This is a genomic window from Streptomyces sp. NBC_01335, from assembly GCF_035953295.1.
Taxonomy (GTDB): Bacteria; Actinomycetota; Actinomycetes; order Streptomycetales; family Streptomycetaceae; genus Streptomyces.
The window spans coordinates 3,099,966-3,117,430 of the sequence record NZ_CP108370.1; the positions used below are offsets into that span (position 1 = coordinate 3,099,966).

Genomic DNA, 17,465 nt, shown 5'->3' on the forward strand with positions numbered 1-17,465 from the left:
AGACCTCGGGTCCGCAGAGACCCCGCCCCGCGCAACCCCACGCCCGCGTGAGGGACCCCACCCCCCGCTCCGTTCAAACTCCCGTAACAATGAATACGTGATCACAACGCCGCCCCGTGGCAGCCAGCGTCGCACCGAGCCCGGGCCGACGCCCTACGTCGACCTCTCGCGCGCCGAGTGGAGTGCCCTCCGGGACAAGACCCCGCTGCCGCTGACCGCCGAGGAGGTGGAGCGGCTGCGCGGGCTCGGTGACGTCATCGACCTCGACGAGGTCCGCGAGGTCTACCTCCCGCTCTCCCGGCTGCTCAACCTGTACGTGCAGGCCACCTCGGGCCTGCGCGGCGCCCTGAACACCTTCCTCGGGGACGCGGGCAACGGCCACGGGGCGCAGCGCGGTACCCCCTTCGTCATAGGGGTCGCGGGGAGCGTGGCGGTCGGCAAGTCGACCAGCGCCCGGCTGCTCCAGGCGCTGCTGGCGCGGTGGCCGGAGCACCCCCGGGTCGAGCTGGTGACCACGGACGGGTTCCTGCTGCCGATGAAGGAGCTGCGGGCGCGCGGGCTGACCTCGCGGAAGGGGTTCCCGGAGTCGTACGACCGGCGGGCGCTGACCCGGTTCGTCGCCGACATCAAGTCGGGGAAGGAGGAGGTCACCGCCCCCGTCTACTCGCACCTGATCTACGACATCGTGCCCGGCGAGCGGCTCACCGTCCGCCGTCCGGACATCCTGATCGTGGAGGGGCTGAACGTCCTCCAGCCCGCGCTGCCCGGCAGCGACGGCCGGACCAGGGTGGGGCTCGCGGACTACTTCGACTTCAGCGTGTACGTGGACGCGCGCGCCGAGGACATCGAGAGCTGGTACCTCAACCGGTTCCGCAAGCTCCGCGCGACGGCGTTCCAGGACCCGTCCTCGTACTTCACGAAGTACACCCAGGTCTCCGAGGAGGAGGCGATGGAGTACGCGCGCAACACCTGGCGGACCATCAACAAGCCGAACCTGCTGGAGAACGTGGCTCCCACCCGCAGCCGCGCCACGCTGGTGCTGCGCAAGGGCCCGGACCACAAGGTGCAGCGGCTCTCGCTGCGGAAGCTGTAGCCGGCGCCGCGACCGAACGACGACGGCGGGGCGGATCCGCAAGGAACCGCCCCGCCGTGACGTTGCGTGACGCGCCGTCGGAATCCTCAGCCCAGCGCCGACTTCACCACGTCGGCCAGCCGGCCCGCGATGGCCTGGGCCTGGCCGAAGTCGGCGGCCTCCACCATGACGCGTACCAGCGGCTCGGTGCCGGACTTGCGGAGCAACACCCGGCCGGTGGAGCCGAGTTCGCGCTCGGCCTCGGTGACGGCGGAGGCCAGTTCGGCGGAGGTGGAGACGCGGGACTTGTCGACGTCGGGGACGTTGACGAGGACCTGCGGCAGGCGCTGCATGACGCCCGCGAGCTCGGCGAGGGTGCGGCCGGTGGCGGCGACGCGGGCCGCCAGCATCAGGCCGGTCAGGGTGCCGTCTCCGGTCGTGGCGTGGTCCAGCACGATGACGTGTCCGGACTGCTCGCCGCCGAGCGCGTACCCCTCGGCCTTCATGGACTCCAGGACGTACCGGTCGCCGACGGCGGTCTGGACGAGCTCGATGCCCTCGCGCTCCATGGCCATCTTGAAGCCGAGGTTCGACATGACCGTGCCGACGACGGTGTTGCCGCGCAGCTGTCCGGCGTCGCGCATCGCGAGGGCGAGGACGGCGAGGATCTGGTCGCCGTCGATCTCGTTGCCCTGGGCGTCGACGGCGAGGCAGCGGTCGGCGTCGCCGTCGTGCGCGATGCCGAAGTCGGCACCGTTCTCGACCACGGCGGCCTGGAGGAGGGAGAGGTGGGTGGAGCCGCAGCCGTCGTTGATGTTGAGGCCGTCGGGGTCGGCGCCGATGGTGACGACCTCCGCGCCGGCCCGGGCGAACGCCTCCGGGGAGACGTAGGCGGCGGCGCCGTGCGCCTCGTCGAGGACCACCTTGAGGCCGTCGAGCCGGTTCGGCAGGACACCGATGAGGTGGGCGACGTACCGCTCGAAGCCCTCGGTGTAGTCGGTGACGCGGCCCACGCCGGCGCCGGTGGGGCGGGCCCAGGGCGCGCCGGTGCGGTGCTGGTCGTAGACGGTCTCGATGCGGTCCTCCAGCTCGTCGGCGAGCTTGTGGCCGCCGCGTGCGAAGAACTTGATGCCGTTGTCGGGCATGGCGTTGTGGCTGGCGGAGAGCATCACGCCGATGTCGGCGCCGAGCACGCCGGTGAGGTACGCCACGGCAGGCGTGGGCAGCACACCGACCCGCAGGACGTCGACGCCCGCGCTGGCGAGACCCGCCACCACGGCGGCTTCGAGGAACTCTCCGGAGGCTCGGGGATCGCGGCCGACCACGGCCGTGGGACGGTGCCCCTCGAAGGTGCCCGCCTCGGCGAGTACGTGCGCCGCCGCGACCGACAGACCGAGCGCCAGCTCGGCCGTGAGATCCGCGTTGGCGACCCCGCGCACGCCGTCCGTACCGAAGAGTCGTCCCACTGGTGTCCTCCGAAATGCTCCGACAACCGCAAAAGCACAACAATTAACAACAGACAGAAGAGCGCCCAACCGTCACACGTCGCACGCCTGAGGGTGCGAGAGGCCCGGATGTGTCGATGAACGTCTTATGCCGTTATACGCCCGTGAGAGGCGATAAACGAACGCCCCGACAGCACGGTGTGTGCCGCCGGGGCGAACGTGTGAAGCAGACGAGCAGGCGGGATTTAGCGCTTGCTGTACTGGGGCGCCTTGCGGGCCTTCTTGAGACCGGCCTTCTTGCGCTCGACCGCACGGTCGTCGCGGGAGAGGAAGCCGGCCTTCTTCAGCGTGGCGCGGTTGTTGTCCACGTCAGCCTCGTTCAGCGCACGGGCAACGCCGAGGCGCAGGGCGCCGGCCTGACCCGAGACGCCGCCACCCGAGATGCGGGCGATGACGTCGTAGCGGTTGTCGAGCTCGAGCACCTTGAAGGGCTCGTTGACTTCCTGCTGGTGCACCTTGTTGGGGAAGTAGTCCTCAAGGGTGCGACCGTTGATCTTCCACTTGCCGGTGCCCGGAACGATCCGGACGCGGGCGATGGCGTTCTTGCGACGGCCAAGGCCGGCGGCGGGCTGCGGGTCGCCGAAGCGGCCCGCGAGCGACTCGGAGGTGTACTCACCCTCGACGGGGACCTCGGACTCGAAGGTGGTCACCTCGGCGAAGGTCTCCTCGCCCTCGGTGCCCTCGACGGTCTCAACAGTGGTCTCGGCCACGATTCTCCTCAGATCTTTCTTATGGTCTTAGGGGGAGGCCGGAACTACTGCGCGACCTGGGTGATCTCGAACGGGACCGGCTGCTGCGCAGCGTGCGGGTGCTGGTCGCCCGCGTAGACCTTGAGCTTCGACAGCATCTGCCGACCCAGGGTGTTCTTGGGGATCATGCCCTTGATGGCCTTCTCGACGGCCTTCTCCGGGTTCTTGGAGAGCAGCTCGTCGTAGCGGACCGAGCGCAGACCACCCGGGAAGCCGGAGTGGCGGTACGCCATCTTCTGGGTCTTCTTGTTGCCGGACAGGTGAACCTTGTCGGCGTTGATGATGATGACGAAGTCGCCCATGTCCATGTGGGGGGCATAGATCGCCTTGTGCTTGCCTCGGAGGAGGTTCGCGGCCGTGGTGGCCAGACGACCCAGGACGATGTCCTGAGCGTCGATGACGTGCCACTGGCGCGTCACATCTCCGGGCTTGGGGCTGTACGTACGCACGGTCGTAGCCTTCGCTTCTTCAGTGAGTGGAGTCCTGACAAGGCCACCCGGACGATTCCACCAGCCTTGGCGGCGCTGCGGGGACGCAACCCGAGTGCCTGCCGCTGGTCATCGGCCCGGTGGACCGGCGTAAGGGCCCCTCGCGTGAGAACGACCAAGCCAATACGCATAACAAACCAGAAGAATACCCGGGGGCCCCCGCACGGGTCAAAATGGCCCCCGACCGGCCCCGTCGAATCCCCTGATTACGGGGCGGACGGGGCCTCGCCGAAGATCGACGGCGAGGCGTACGAAGACCAGCAGCGGCATCCGAGGGGCGCCGGCCGCCTACCGCGCCCGCTCGACCCGTCGCTCGTCCCACACCGGTTCGGTCGTCTCGCGCACCACACCGTCCGAACCGAAGACGAGGTACCGGTCGAAGGACTTCGCGAACCACCGGTCGTGCGTGACGGCCATCACGGTCCCGTCGTAGGCCTCGAGGCCGTCCTGGAGGGCCTCCGCCGACTCCAGGTCCAGGTTGTCCGTGGGCTCGTCCAGCAGCAGGGCGGTGGTGCCGGAGAGTTCGAGGAGCAGGATCTGGAAGCGGGCCTGCTGTCCGCCGGAGAGCTTCTCGAACGGCTGGTCGCCCTGGCGCTCCAGCTCGTACCGGCGCAGGACGCCCATCGCGGCGCCCCGGTCCTTGGCCTGCTCGCTCCAGAGGATCTCCACCAGGGTCTTGCCGAGCAGTTCCGGGTGGGCGTGGGTCTGCGCGAAGTGGCCGGCGACGACGCGGGCGCCGAGCTTGAACTCGCCGGTGTGCGCGACCGGCTCCCCGGCGAGCAGCCGCAGGAAGTGGGACTTCCCGGAGCCGTTGGAGCCGAGGACGGCGACCCGCTCGCCGTAGTAGACCTCCAGGTCGAACGGCTTCATCAGGCCGGTGAGCTCCAGCCCGGTGCACGTCACCGCGCGCACGCCGGTGCGTCCGCCGCGCAACCGCATCCGGATGTCCTGCTCGCGGGGCGGCTCGGGCGGCGGCCCGGCGTCCTCGAACTTCTTGAAGCGGGTCTGCATGGCGTGGTAGCGATTCGCCATGTCGGGGCTGATGGCCGCCTGCTGCCGCAGCCGCAGGGTGAGGGCGCGCAGCCGGGCGTGCTCCTCCTGCCAGCGGCGCAGCAGCTCCTCGAAGCGGGCGAACCGGTCCTTGCGGGCCTGGTGGTAGGTGTCGAAGCCGCCGCCGTGCACCCAGACGTCGCTGCCGCTCGCGCCGGGCTCGACGCTGACGATCTTCTCGGCGGCCCGGGAGAGCAGTTCGCGGTCGTGGGAGACGAAGAGGACCGTCTTGCGGGTCTCCTTGAGCTTCTCCTCCAGCCAGCGCTTGCCGGGCACGTCGAGGTAGTTGTCCGGCTCGTCGAGGAGCAGCACCTCGTCGGGGCCGCGCAGCAGCGCTTCGAGGACCAGGCGCTTCTGCTCGCCGCCGCTGAGGGTGCGCGCCTCGCGGTACTGCGCCTTCTCGTACGGGACGCCGAGCGCGGCCATGGTGCACATGTCCCAGAGGGTCTCCGCCTCGTAGCCGCGCACCTCCGCCCAGTCGCTGAGGGCCTGCGCGTACTTCATCTGCGCGGCCTCGTCGTCGACGGTGAGGATCAGTTCCTCGGCGGCGTCCACCGCCTGCGCGGCGACCTTGATCTGCGGCTGTGCCACGGAGACCAGCAGGTCGCGGACGGTCTGCCCGTCGCGTACGGAGCCGACGAACTGGCCCATCACGCCGAGCCCGCCGCTCACCGAGACCGTGCCGCCGTGCGGCTGGAGCTCGCCGGAGAGCAGGCGCAGCAGTGTCGTCTTGCCCGCGCCGTTGGCGCCGACGAGGGCCACCACGGCACCGTCGGCGACCCGGAAGGAAGCGTCGCCGAGCAGCACCCGCCCGTCCGGTAGGTAGTACTCCAGGTGGCCCGCTTCGAGATGTCCCATACCCGCATTGTCGGGTGTGCGGGCGCTGTGACCCAACTGGATTCCGGGAGAGGCCCGCGACCCGGGCCGCTCACTGTCCGAGAACCTCTAGGATGCGCCCCATGAGCTTTGGGCATGGGGGGCCCTCCTGGGGGCCCGGGGGCAGTCAGACTCCGGACTGGGCGGCGCTGGCCGAGGAGTCCGCGGCGAAGAGCCGGCGCCGGAAGTGGTTGCTGATCGGGGGCGGTGTGCTGGCGACGGCGGCCGTCGCGGCGATCGTGGCGACGGCGGTGGTGTCGGCCGGCAAGGGCGATCCGGAGGCCGGTCCGAGCGCGAGCGCGCTGCCCGGTCCGGCCGATCTGCCGCCGGAGTCCGCGGAGCCGGCTCCGTCCTTCTCCTCGGTGGCCCCGGCGCCCCCGCCGGACCCGATGGACTTCATCACGGACGAGAAGAAGGACAAGCAGCCGATCACGGTGGACGGCTTCTTCCCGGGCAAGAAGCTCACCTCCGGCGACCGCGTCCACCTCAAGGGCCCGACGGCCCGCACCACGAAGTGCGCCGCGGGTTCCCAGGGCGCGCTGGGCGCGGTCCTCACCAGGAACGGCTGCGACCAGCTGATCCGCGCCACGTACACGCGGGACGGCGTCGCGGTCACGGTCGGTGTCGCGGTGTTCGGTACGGAGGCGCAGGCGAAGAAGGCCGTCGAGGAGTCCTCGGACGGGATCGCCTCGCTCAGCGGCGCCGGTGTGCCGGCCTTCTGCCGGGCCGGGGTGGTCTGCCGCCGTACGGCCAACTCCTACGGCCGGTACGCGTACTTCTCGGTGGGCGGCTTCACGAACGGAACGAACGTCACCAAGGACGACAAGGCCGTGTTCTCGGCGGGCGACGACCTGACCAACTTCACGTTCCACCAGATACGGCACCGGGGCGAGGTCCAGGCGTCGGCGGCGGCCTCCGCATCCGCGGCACCCGCCGTCTGATCCGCCCGGACCGTCGGCCCGGCGGTCCCCCGGCTCCCGCCCCACGCGGTTGAGCCGTACCACGGACACCTCGAAGTCCCGCCTGTATAGGGTTCGGTTCATCCGCCCGGGACCCGGGGCGGCGACGAATCTGGAGTGGGCTGTGGCAGTCAAGGTGACGGTGGTTGTCCCGACGTACAACTCGGGGAGCCACATCGAGCCGCTGGTCCGTTCGATGCTGGACCAGACGCTGTCGGCCGACGAGTTCGAGGTGCTGTTCGTCGACGACGGCTCCACCGACGACACCCCGGCCCGGCTGGCGGAACTCGCCGCCGAGCACACCCATTTCCGTACCACCTCCATCCCCAACTCGGGCTGGCCGGGCAAGCCGCGGAACATCGGGGTCGAGCAGGCGCGCGGTGAGTACGTCCAGTTCGTGGACCACGACGACCTGATGGCCCCCGAGGCGCTGGAGCGCCTGCACGCGATGGCGGTCCGCAACGGCTCGGACATCGTCATCGGCAAGGTGGCCAGCAACTTCACCAGCCGGGGCGTGCCCTACGGCCTGATGAGCACGACCCGCGAGAAGTGCACCGTGCGCACGGCCTCGCTGATCGACAGCCTCACCCCGCACAAGATGTTCCGCACCGCGTTCCTGCGCGAGCACGGCATCGTGCACCCCGAGGGCCCGTGGATCCTGGAGGACCAGCTCTTCCTGGTCCGTTCGTACCTCAAGGCCGAGGTGGTCTCGGTGCTGGGCGACTACGTCTGCTACACGTACTGGGCGCGCGACGACGCGGCGAACGCCGGCACCCGGGCGATGGACCCGCGCCGGTACTACGCCAACCTCCGCGAGATCATGGCCACGGTGGCCGACGGCACCGAGCCCGGCCCGGACCGCGACCGGCTGCTGCGGCGCTTCTACCGGGGCGAGATGCTCGGCCGGCTGGGCGTTCCGGCGCGCGGCGCGGTGATCGACCCGCACTTCGACGCCGACCCCTTCGAGGCGGTACGGGAGCTGGCCGACACCTTCGTCACCGACGGGATGCACGCCTCGCTCGCCGCGAACCAGCGGGTCCGCTCGGACCTGCTGAGGGCGAACAGGTCCGACGAGCTGACCGAGTACACCCGCCGGCAGACCGATCTGACCGCGCTCACCACGGTCGGGGAGGCGCGCTGGGACCGCGACCGGCTGAAGGTCTCCTTCACCGCCCGCTTCGCCGAGCGGGAGGACGGCCCTGGGCTGTTGCTGGCCCGCCGGGGCGACCGGTACGTCCTCGCTCCGGCGCTCACCGCCGGGATCCTCGACGAGCCGGTCGACGTGACCGACGAGCTGAAGTCGTTCCGGGTCGACGTCCTGCTCCGGCACGCCGACACCGCTCACCTGTGGCCCACCCTCGCCACCGTCCAGCTCACCCTGGAGGAGGAGACGGACGCGGACGGCACCGTGCTGGTACGGCCCGTGCTGAACGGCACCGCCTCCCTCGACCCGGTGCGCGGCGCGGGCGGCAGTCCGCTCGCCCCCGGCACCTGGGACGTGCGGATCCGGGTGATGGGCGCCGGGTTCGACCGCACGGTGCCGCTCGGCAACGCCGGTGCCGAGGCGTCCGCGCTGCCCGCCGGGGAGGTCCTGGCCGGGCACCGCGCCAGGCCCGCGGTCGTCGCCGACGCCATGGGCACCGGTACCGGGCTCGCTCTCACGGTCGTCCCCACCACGGATGCCCCGCGCCCCCGCGGGCCGAAGGTCAGCGTCGTCGTGCCGACCGCTGGGGCCACCGCGGAGGCGCTGCGCGAGACGCTCGCCTCGCTGGACGCGCAGAGCCTCCCGCAGGAGGAGTTCGAGACGGTCCGCGTCGGGGACGGCGAGGGCGAGGTGCGCCCGGAGGCCGGTACCGAGCCCCGCAACGCCGGGATCGACGCCGCGCGCGGCGACTACGTCCTCTTCGTGGAGCCGGGCGACCGCCTCGCCCCCCGGGCGCTGGAGCTGATGTACGCGTACGGCATGGCCAACGACACCGACATCGTGGTCGGGAAGCTCGCGGGCAAGGACCGCTCCCTGCCCAAGGAACTGTTCGTCCGCGACCGGCCGCGCGCCAGCCTCGCCAAGGACCCACTGGCCGACAGCCTCACGGTCAACAAGCTGTACGACCGCGCGTTCCTGCTCCGGCACGCCCTGCGGTTCTCCGCCGAGGACCTGCCGCTGACGGACCAGGCCTTCGCCGCGGAGGCGTATCTGCGGGCCGTGCACGCCTCGGTGCTGGGCTCCTACGTCTGCTACCAGTACGGCCCGAAGCGGAACACCCCGGCGCCGTCGCCCGCCGACTTCTACGCGGCGGTCGCCCGGCTGATGAAGGCCACCGACAGCGTCTCCGAGCCGGGCCCGGCCCGCGACCGGCTGCACCGCCGCTGGCTGCGCGTCGAGGTGCTGGACCGGATCAGCGGCAAGGCGTTCCTGGAGATGGAGGAGGAGGACCGGATCTCCCTGGTGCGCGACATCCGGGCCGCCCTCGCGGGAGTCGCGTCGGCCGGCGCGGTCGCCGGGCTCCCCCTGGCCCGGCGGGTCACCGTCGGCCTGATCGAGGACGACCGGCCCGAGGACGTGGTCCGGCTCGCCCGCTGGGACCGCTCCCTCGCCTGCGAGCCCTCGCTGACCGGTTTCGAGCGGCGGGAGGACGGGGTCTTCCGGCTGTCGTTCACCGGCACCCCCCGTGCGGCCGACGGCCCGGTGGGCGTGGTCACCGACGAGGAGGGGCGCCACACCCTGGCCCCGTCCGGACTGCCGCAGACCGTGCTGGACCGGTTCGCCGGGGAGTCGCTGACGGGCGGCGCGGTGCCGGAGAAGGCCACCGCCGTGCTGGTGCTGCGGGAACGCGAGACCGGTGCCGAGTACCGCCTGACCACCGAGTCCGAGGTGCGACGGACCCTGGACGGCGGCCTGACGGTCGCCGGGACGGCCGAGCTGGACCCGTCCTCGGCGGCCGGCGGCTCCGCGCTCGACGACGGCCCCTGGGACCTCTACGTCCGGCTCACCGCGCTCGGCTGGACCAAGACCGCCCGGCTGGGCCGGATCCGCACGGCCGAGGTCTCCGAGGAGCTCACCGCGGCCCCGCACCCGGCCGACCCGGCCCGCACCATCACCCCGTACTGGACCAGGCCGCACCGGGACCTCTCGCTCAGGGTGGAGACCCCGGAGCCCGCACCGGCCCCGCCCAAGCAGGGGCTGCTGCGCCGGGTCGCCAAGGCCCTCAAGGGCAAGTAGCCCTCTCGGCGGTTAGGTGGTGTCCGGCGGATCATGGCCGGGGTCGCGGCGTTGATCCGCCGGACACCACCTGGGCCGACGCGCTCTCAGCAGCAGCCGAAGCCGTCCGGGTCCACACTGCCGTCGGGCAACGACCGCACGTTACGGGCCTCCTGGGCGCGGGCGGCCAGCAACGCGTCGGCGGGGTAGGCCACTTCCTCCAGGGTGAGGCCGTGCGGCTTCACCACGTGGACGCCGGGGTCCCGCACCCTGGCCGCCAGCACCTCGGCGGGCCAGGGCGCCGGGCGCCGGCCGTCGCCCACGAACAGGGCGGCGCCGATCAGCGCGCGCACCATGTTGTGGCAGAAGGCGTCGGCCTGCACGGTCGCGGTGAGGACGCCCGAGTCCTCGTCCCGTACCCAACTCAGCTTCTGCAGCGTGCGGATGGTCGTCGCACCCTCGCGCTTCTTGCAGTACGCCGCGAAGTCGTGCTCGCCGACCATCGGCGCCGCCGCCTCGTTCATCGCGTCGACGTCCAACGGCCGGTCGTGCCACAGCACATGACCGCGCGTCAGCGGGTCGACCCCGCCGGGCCGGTCGGCCACCCGGTAGGCGTACCGCCGGTGCAGCGCGGAGAAGCGGGCGTTGAACCCCGCCGGGGCCTCCGCCGCCCGCCAGATCCGTACGTCCAGCGGCAGCCGCCCCGCCATGCGGCGCAGCAGCTTCTCCCGGTGCTCCTCCCACACCTCGGCCGGCAGGTCGACGTGCGCGACCTGCCCCCGGGCGTGCACCCCGGCGTCCGTACGCCCCGCCACCGTCAGGTCGTGCGTGCGCGAGGAGCGGGTCACCGTGCGCAGCGCGTCCTCGATCTCCCCCTGCACCGAACGCCGGGAGGTCTGCTTAGCCCAGCCGGAGAAGTCCTTGCCGTCGTAGGACAGGTCCAGCCGTACGCGTACCGAACCGGGCTCTGGCTCGTCGCTCACCCGCGCATCCTCTCAATCCCGGAAAAGTCGATGGTCCGGAAAACTCGATCCCGGAAACGGAACGGGCCCACACCGCCCCGAAGGGTGATGCGGGCCCGAACAGTGGTGTCAGAACGCTCAGGCGTCCTTGGACTCCGCGTCGGCCTCGGCCGGCTTGGCGTCCTCGGTGGACTCGGCCTTGGCCGCGTCCTCCTTGACCGCACGCTTGGTGGCGGCCTCGGCCTCACCGGTGGCCTGCTGGGCCACGGTCAGGGCCTCGACGAGCTCGATGACGGCCATCGGGGCGTTGTCGCCACGACGGTTGCCGATCTTGGTGATACGGGTGTAACCACCGGGGCGGTTCTCGTACCGGGGGGCGATCTCGGTGAAGAGCGTGTGGACGATGCTCTTGTCCGTGATCGTCTGGAGCACCAGGCGACGGTTGTGGATGTCGCCCTTCTTCGCCTTCGTGACGAGACGCTCGGCGACGGGGCGCAGACGACGGGCCTTGGCCTCGGTCGTCGTGATGCGGCCGTGCTCGAACAGCGACTTCGCGAGGTTCGCGAGCAGCAGACGCTCGTGCGCGGCGCTGCCGCCCAGACGTGCACCCTTGGCGGGACGCGGCATGGTGTTTCTCCTTGTGTGCTGCACCGGCCGTATCAGGTACCGGTGTCAGTTCCCGTGAAGCGGTCGCTCCGCGGAAGTCCATGGATCGAGGGCCCGGAGGTCCTCACGGACGGGCCGACACCGATGTGTCAGCCCGTCCGGGGGTGTTCTAGTACTGCTCGGTCTCGACGAAGCCCGCGTCCGCGTCGTCGTCGGCGCCGAAGGCGTCGGCGGCGGCGGTCGGGTCGAATCCGGGCGGGCTGTCCTTGAGGGCCAGGCCCATGCCGGCCAGCTTCGCCTTGACCTCGTCGATCGACTTCGCACCGAAGTTGCGGATGTCGAGCAGGTCGGCCTCGGAACGCGCCACGAGCTCACCCACGGAGTGGATGCCCTCGCGCTTGAGGCAGTTGTACGAGCGGACCGTGAGCTCCAGCTCCTCGATCGGCAGCGCCAGGTCGGCCGCGAGCGCGGCGTCCGTCGGCGACGGGCCCATGTCGATGCCCTCGGCGTCGATGTTGAGCTCGCGCGCCAGACCGAACAGCTCGACCAGGGTCTTGCCGGCCGACGCCATGGCGTCACGGGGACGCATGGCCTGCTTGGTCTCGACGTCGACGATCAGCTTGTCGAAGTCGGTGCGCTGCTCGACACGGGTCGCCTCGACCTTGTACGTGACCTTGAGCACCGGCGAGTAGATGGAGTCGACCGGGATACGGCCGATCTCCTGGCCCGCCTGCTTGTTCTGGACGGCGGAGACGTAGCCGCGACCGCGCTCGACGGTCAGCTCCATCTCCAGCTTGCCCTTGCCGTTCAGCGTGGCGAGGACGAGGTCCGGGTTGTGGACCTCGACGCCGGCCGGCGGCGCGATGTCGGCAGCGGTGACCAGGCCGGGACCCTGCTTGCGCAGGTACATCACGACCGGCTCGTCGTGCTCCGAGGAGACGACCAGCTGCTTGATGTTGAGGATGAGGTCGGTCACGTCCTCCTTGACGCCCGGCACGGTGGTGAACTCGTGCAGGACACCGTCGATCCGGATGCTGGTGACAGCGGCACCGGGGATCGAGGAGAGGAGGGTACGACGCAGGGAGTTGCCGAGGGTGTAACCGAAACCGGGCTCGAGCGGCTCGATGACGAACCGGGAGCGGAACTCGTCGACGACCTCTTCGGTCAACGACGGACGCTGAGCGATCAGCATGCTGATTCCTTCAGTCGTGGGCACCCACTATTTGATGCCCGACAGATACAACAAGGGTACGGGCGGTACGCCCCCGAAGGGAGGTACCGCCCGGTCCCACAGGTGTGCGTGAACACAGACGGCCATCACCGGCCGTCATGCGTCAGACGCGGCGACGCTTCGGCGGACGGCAGCCGTTGTGCGGCGTCGGGGTGACGTCCTGGATCGAACCGACCTCGAGGCCCGTGGCCTGGAGGGAGCGGATCGCGGTCTCGCGGCCGGAGCCCGGACCCTTGACGAAGACGTCAACCTTGCGCATGCCGTGCTCCTGCGCGCGGCGGGCGGCCGACTCGGCGGCCATCTGCGCGGCGAAGGGGGTGGACTTGCGCGAGCCCTTGAAGCCGACGTGGCCGGCGGAGGCCCAGGAGATCACGTTGCCCGAGGGGTCCGTGATCGAGACGATGGTGTTGTTGAACGTGCTCTTGATGTGCGCGTGGCCGTGAGCGACGTTCTTCTTTTCCTTGCGACGCACCTTCTTGGCTGCGCCCTGACGACCCTTGGGGGGCATGTCTTACTCCAGATGGAGAGGGGAGGTGATCGGTCCTACAGCGAAGACCGCTGGTTGCTGCTCGGCCGGATGTCCGGACCGCGCAGTGCGTCCGCTGAGGACTACTTCTTGCCCGGCTTCTTCTTACCGGCGATGGCGCGACGCGGGCCCTTGCGGGTACGCGCGTTCGTGCTGGTGCGCTGACCGTGCACCGGCAGGCCACGACGGTGGCGAATGCCCTGGTAGCAGCCGATCTCGATCTTGCGGCGGATGTCGCCCTGGATCTCGCGGCGGAGGTCACCCTCGGTGCGCAGGTTGGCGTCGACGAACTCGCGGATCTTGACGAGGTCCTCTTCGGCCAGGTCACGAACGCGGGTGTTCGGGTTCACGCCGGTCGCGGCGAGGATCTCCTTGGACCGGGTGCGCCCGATGCCGAAGACGTAGGTGAGGGCAACCTCCACGCGCTTTTCGCGCGGGATGTCAACACCTGAAACGCGTGCCATTCAATGGCTCCAGTTGTCATATCGGGGGTCTTCCACAGTGCCGCTCCCGACCGCCGACCGCCCGAAAGAGACGGTGGTACGCCCGGGTCCCCGGCCCCCGCCGGAGGTGTCGTCAGCCGTGGCTTGGACGGGCACTGCGTATGTACGAATTACGTGCGTCGCGCGAAGAACTGCGAGATGCAGGGGGGTCGTGCGTCAGCCCTGGCGCTGCTTGTGGCGCAGGTTGTCGCAGATGACCATGACCCGACCGTGACGGCGGATCACCTTGCACTTGTCGCAGATCTTCTTGACGCTCGGCTTGACCTTCATGGGATGTCAGGTTCTCCGGGTCAGTGCCATCGCCACGCCGAAGCGGGGCGGGGGCAAGATCTACTTGTACCGGTAGACGATCCGGCCACGCGTCAGGTCGTACGGAGAGAGCTCCACCACGACCCGGTCATCGGGGAGGATACGGATGTAGTGCATCCGCATCTTGCCGCTGATGTGCGCGAGGACCTTGTGACCGTTCTGGAGCTCCACCCGGAACATTGCGTTCGGGAGGGACTCGATCACGGTGCCCTCGATTTCGATGGCACCTTGCTTCTTGGCCACGCTTCGCCTTTCGAATCGGCTACCTTGATCGACTCCCGCTCCGTCCCTGCTACCACCAAGTGGACACACGGATGCACGAGAGCCGACGAGTCAGTCTACGTCAGCCGACCCCAAAAGACGAATCCGTCAAGTTTGCCCACTGGCCGTGATCCTTATGCCCGAACGGGCGGCGGGATCGGCCGGCGCCGGAGACCGCGCTCAGGCCAGCGGGTCCGGGGCGGCCTCGACGCCGTACTGGGCGAGCTTCTCCCGGCCGCCGTCCGGGGCGGTCAGCACCAGCGGGCCCTGCTCGGTCAGCGCGATGGAGTGCTCCCAGTGGGAGGACCAGCTGCCGTCGGTGGTCAGCACGGTCCAGTCGTCGCTGAGCACCTTCGTCTGCGCGGTGCCGAGCGAGACCATCGGCTCGATCGCCAGGCAGACGCCGGGGACCAGCTTGATGCCCTTGCCGCGCTTGCGGGAGACGTAGTTCAGCAGGTGCGGGTCCATGTGCATCTCGGTGCCGATGCCGTGGCCGCCGTAGTCCTCGATGATCCCGTACTTGCCGGTGGCCGGGCGGGGCTGGCGGCGGATGTAGCCCTCGATGGCCTTGGAGATGTCGACGAGCCGGTTGTTCACCTTCATCGCGGCGATACCGGCCCACATCGACTCCTCGGTGACCCGGGAGAGCTCGATCAGCTCCGGAGCGTGTCCGGTGCCCACGAAGGCCGTGTACGCGGCGTCGCCGTGCCAGCCGTCCACGATCGCGCCGCAGTCGATGGAGATGATGTCGCCGTCCTTGAGGACGGTCTTCTCGTCCGGGATGCCGTGGACGACGACGTCGTTCACCGAGGTGCAGATGGTCGCGGGGAAGCCGCCGTACCCGAGGAAGTTCGACTTCGCCCCGTGGTCGGCGATCACCTTGCGCGCGACCTGGTCCAGGTCGTGGGTGGAGGCGCCCGGCACGGCGGCCTCGCGGGTGGCGGCGTGAATGGCGGCGACCACGAGGCCCGCCTCACGCATCTTGGCGATCTGCTCCGGGGTCTTGATCTGCACCATTGCTGGGCGCCTCTCTGCGTCTGCGTCTGGGGGACGGGGCCGTCGCGCGGGGACCCGGGGGGCCGGGGCCCGAACCGTCATCCACGATACGGCGACAAACAGCCGGCCGCGGCGCCCTGGGGCACCGCGGCCGGCTGTGGAAGTTACTGCGTGGGTGGTGCTCAGCCCTCGTCGGACTTGAGCGCCGCCATGGCCCGCTCGGTCACCTCGGCGACCTTGCCGAGCGCGGGGACGGTCACGACCAGTCCCTGCTCGCGGTAGTAGTCGATGATCGGCTCGGTCTGCGAGTGGTAGACCTCGAGACGCGTGCGGACCGTCTCCTCGGTGTCGTCGTCCCGCTGGTACAGCTCGCCGCCGCAGGCGTCGCAGACGCCCTCGGTCTTCGGCTGGTTGTACACGACGTGGAAGACGTGCGAGCTGTCGTTGCGGCAGATGCGGCGACCCGCGATCCGCTTCACGACCTCGTCCTCGGGGACCTCCAGGTCGAGTACCGCGTCGAGGGACAGGCCCTCGCTCTTGAGCATCTCGTCCAGCGCCTCGGCCTGGCCGACGTTGCGCGGGAAGCCATCGAGGAGGAAGCCGCCCACCGCGTCCGGCTGGGACATGCGGTCCTTGGCCATCGCGATGGTCACCTCGTCCGGCACCAGCCGGCCCTTGTCCATGTAGGACCGGGCCTGCTTGCCAAGGTCGGTGCCCTGGCTGATGTTGGCGCGGAAGAGGTCGCCCGTGGAGATGTGCGGAATCGACAGGTTCTTGGCAAGGTACGCGGCCTGCGTTCCCTTGCCGGCACCAGGAGGCCCGACGAGGACGATTCGCATCAGCGGAGGAACCCTTCGTAATTGCGCTGCTGGAGCTGACTCTCGATCTGCTTCACGGTTTCCAGACCCACACCCACGATGATGAGGATGCTCGTCCCGCCGAACGGGAAGTTCTGGTTCGCACCGCCGAAGCCTGCCAACGCCATCGTCGGCACCAGAGCGATCAGGCCCAGGTACAGCGAGCCCGGCCAAGTGATCCTGTTGAGCACGTAGCTCAGGTACTCGGCTGTAGGTCGACCTGCCCGGATACCCGGGATGAACCCACCATACTTCTTCATGTTGTCGGCTACTTCTTCGGGGTTGAACGAGATCGCCACGTAGAAGAACGCGAAGAAGACGATCAGGAGGAAGTAGGACGCGATGTAGTACGGGTGGTCGCCCTTGACGAAGTGGTCCTTGATCCAGTTCGCCCAGCCCGCGTTGGAGTTGGAGAACTGGACGATCAGGGCCGGGATGTAGAGCAGCGACGAGGCGAAGATGACGGGGATGACGCCCGCCTGGTTCACCTTGAGCGGGATGTACGTGGACGTACCGCCGTAGGAACGGCGCCCGATCATGCGCTTCGCGTACTGCACCGGGATGCGGCGCTGGGCCTGCTCGACGAAGACGACGAGGCCGACCATCACCATGCCGATGAGGATGACGGTGCCGAACTCAATCCAGCCGTCGGCGAGCTTGCCGCTCTCCTTGATGGCCCACAGGGCGCTCGGGAAGCTGGCGGCGATCGAGATGAACATCAGGATCGACATGCCGTTGCCGATGCCGCGGTCGGTGATGAGCTCACCGAGCCACATGACGCAGGCGGTACCGGCGGTCATCGTGACGACCATGACGATCGTGGTGAAGATCGACTGGTTGGGGACGATCTGGTCGCCCACCGAGCAGCTGCTGAAGAGAGCGCCGCTGCGGGCGGTGGCCACCAGGCCGGTGCCCTGGAGGATGGCCAGCGCGACCGTGAGGTAACGCGTGTACTGAGTGATCTTGGTCTGCCCGGACTGTCCCTCCTTCTTGAGGGCCTCCAGTCGGGGAATGACCACGGTCAGCAGCTGAAGAATGATGCTGGCCGTGATGTACGGCATGATGCCGAGCGCGAAGATCGTGATCTGCAGCAGTGCACCACCGCTGAACATGTTGACCAGACCGAAGAGGCTGTTGTTGCCCTTGCTGGCCTGGTCGATACAGGTCTGGACGTTCTCGTAACTCACTCCCGGTACGGGAATGTGTGCCCCGAGCCGATAGAGAACGATGATGCCGAGCGTGAAGAGCAGCTTCTTGCGCAGGTCGGGCGTCTTGAACGCCCGGGCGAACGCGGTGAGCACGGTGCCTCCTGCGAC

Annotated in this window: 17 protein-coding genes; 3 read left to right on the plus strand and 14 right to left on the minus strand. The window is 69.6% G+C overall.

Going from position 1 to position 17,465, the window contains the following annotated elements:
- Positions 1–97 precede the first annotated feature (97 nt).
- Positions 98–1,093, plus strand: coding sequence for a type I pantothenate kinase (gene coaA, locus OG599_RS13175; RefSeq protein WP_327176175.1), 996 nt, complete (start codon positions 98–100; stop codon positions 1,091–1,093).
- Positions 1,094–1,179: 86 nt separating this feature from the next.
- Here the strand turns inward: coaA and glmM are convergent, their stop codons facing one another.
- From glmM to OG599_RS13195, 4 genes are all read right to left on the minus strand, one after another.
- On the minus strand, positions 1,180–2,538 hold the full coding sequence (gene glmM, locus OG599_RS13180) for a phosphoglucosamine mutase (RefSeq protein WP_327176176.1): 1,359 nt from the start codon (positions 2,536–2,538) through the stop codon (positions 1,180–1,182).
- Positions 2,539–2,762: 224 nt separating this feature from the next.
- Positions 2,763–3,287 (minus strand): 30S ribosomal protein S9, encoded by a 525-nt coding sequence (rpsI, locus tag OG599_RS13185; RefSeq protein WP_266705178.1) that lies wholly within the window; start codon positions 3,285–3,287, stop codon positions 2,763–2,765.
- A gap of 44 nt (positions 3,288–3,331) precedes the next feature.
- Positions 3,332–3,775: a 50S ribosomal protein L13 gene (gene rplM / locus OG599_RS13190; protein ID WP_266705180.1), complete on the minus strand. Its 444-nt coding sequence runs from the start codon at positions 3,773–3,775 to the stop codon at positions 3,332–3,334.
- A gap of 327 nt (positions 3,776–4,102) precedes the next feature.
- The gene (locus OG599_RS13195; RefSeq protein WP_327176177.1) at positions 4,103–5,722 is read right to left on the minus strand and encodes an ABC-F family ATP-binding cassette domain-containing protein; all 1,620 of its coding nucleotides are present in this window, start codon (positions 5,720–5,722) and stop codon (positions 4,103–4,105) included.
- Between the two features lie 101 nt (positions 5,723–5,823).
- Between OG599_RS13195 and OG599_RS13200 the strand changes: the two genes are divergently transcribed.
- Positions 5,824–6,681: a hypothetical protein gene (locus OG599_RS13200; protein ID WP_327176178.1), complete on the plus strand. Its 858-nt coding sequence runs from the start codon at positions 5,824–5,826 to the stop codon at positions 6,679–6,681.
- Between the two features lie 142 nt (positions 6,682–6,823).
- Positions 6,824–9,919, plus strand: a complete 3,096-nt coding sequence (locus OG599_RS13205; RefSeq protein WP_327176179.1) for a glycosyltransferase — start codon at positions 6,824–6,826, stop codon at positions 9,917–9,919.
- An 86-nt stretch (positions 9,920–10,005) separates the two neighbouring features.
- Here OG599_RS13205 and truA read toward each other — a convergent pair whose 3' ends face one another.
- The 10 genes from truA to secY form a co-directional block, all read right to left on the minus strand.
- Positions 10,006–10,881, minus strand: coding sequence for a tRNA pseudouridine(38-40) synthase TruA (gene truA, locus OG599_RS13210; RefSeq protein ID WP_327176180.1), 876 nt, complete (start codon positions 10,879–10,881; stop codon positions 10,006–10,008).
- A 117-nt stretch (positions 10,882–10,998) separates the two neighbouring features.
- Positions 10,999–11,487: a 50S ribosomal protein L17 gene (gene rplQ / locus OG599_RS13215; RefSeq protein ID WP_327176181.1), complete on the minus strand. Its 489-nt coding sequence runs from the start codon at positions 11,485–11,487 to the stop codon at positions 10,999–11,001.
- A gap of 148 nt (positions 11,488–11,635) precedes the next feature.
- Positions 11,636–12,658 (minus strand): DNA-directed RNA polymerase subunit alpha, encoded by a 1,023-nt coding sequence (locus OG599_RS13220; protein ID WP_024755423.1) that lies wholly within the window; start codon positions 12,656–12,658, stop codon positions 11,636–11,638.
- A 142-nt stretch (positions 12,659–12,800) separates the two neighbouring features.
- Positions 12,801–13,205 carry a 30S ribosomal protein S11 gene (rpsK, locus tag OG599_RS13225; protein ID WP_003956432.1) on the minus strand — a complete coding sequence of 135 codons (405 nt, stop codon included), beginning with the start codon at positions 13,203–13,205 and terminating at the stop codon, positions 12,801–12,803.
- Positions 13,206–13,306: 101 nt separating this feature from the next.
- Entirely contained in the window at positions 13,307–13,687 is a 381-nt protein-coding gene (gene rpsM / locus OG599_RS13230; RefSeq protein WP_266705192.1) for a 30S ribosomal protein S13, read from the minus strand.
- A gap of 195 nt (positions 13,688–13,882) precedes the next feature.
- Positions 13,883–13,996, minus strand: a complete 114-nt coding sequence (gene rpmJ, locus OG599_RS13235; protein ID WP_003956441.1) for a 50S ribosomal protein L36 — start codon at positions 13,994–13,996, stop codon at positions 13,883–13,885.
- A 60-nt stretch (positions 13,997–14,056) separates the two neighbouring features.
- Entirely contained in the window at positions 14,057–14,278 is a 222-nt protein-coding gene (gene infA, locus OG599_RS13240; RefSeq protein ID WP_014047798.1) for a translation initiation factor IF-1, read from the minus strand.
- Positions 14,279–14,476: 198 nt separating this feature from the next.
- Complete coding sequence (map, locus tag OG599_RS13245) at positions 14,477–15,313, minus strand: type I methionyl aminopeptidase (RefSeq protein WP_327176182.1); 837 nt, start codon at positions 15,311–15,313, stop codon at positions 14,477–14,479.
- 161 nt (positions 15,314–15,474) lie between these two features.
- Entirely contained in the window at positions 15,475–16,131 is a 657-nt protein-coding gene (locus tag OG599_RS13250) for an adenylate kinase (protein ID WP_327176183.1), read from the minus strand.
- Positions 16,131–17,450: a preprotein translocase subunit SecY gene (gene secY, locus OG599_RS13255; protein WP_327176184.1), complete on the minus strand. Its 1,320-nt coding sequence runs from the start codon at positions 17,448–17,450 to the stop codon at positions 16,131–16,133. The genes OG599_RS13250 and secY overlap by 1 nt, the downstream gene beginning before the upstream one ends.
- Positions 17,451–17,465 lie beyond the last annotated feature (15 nt).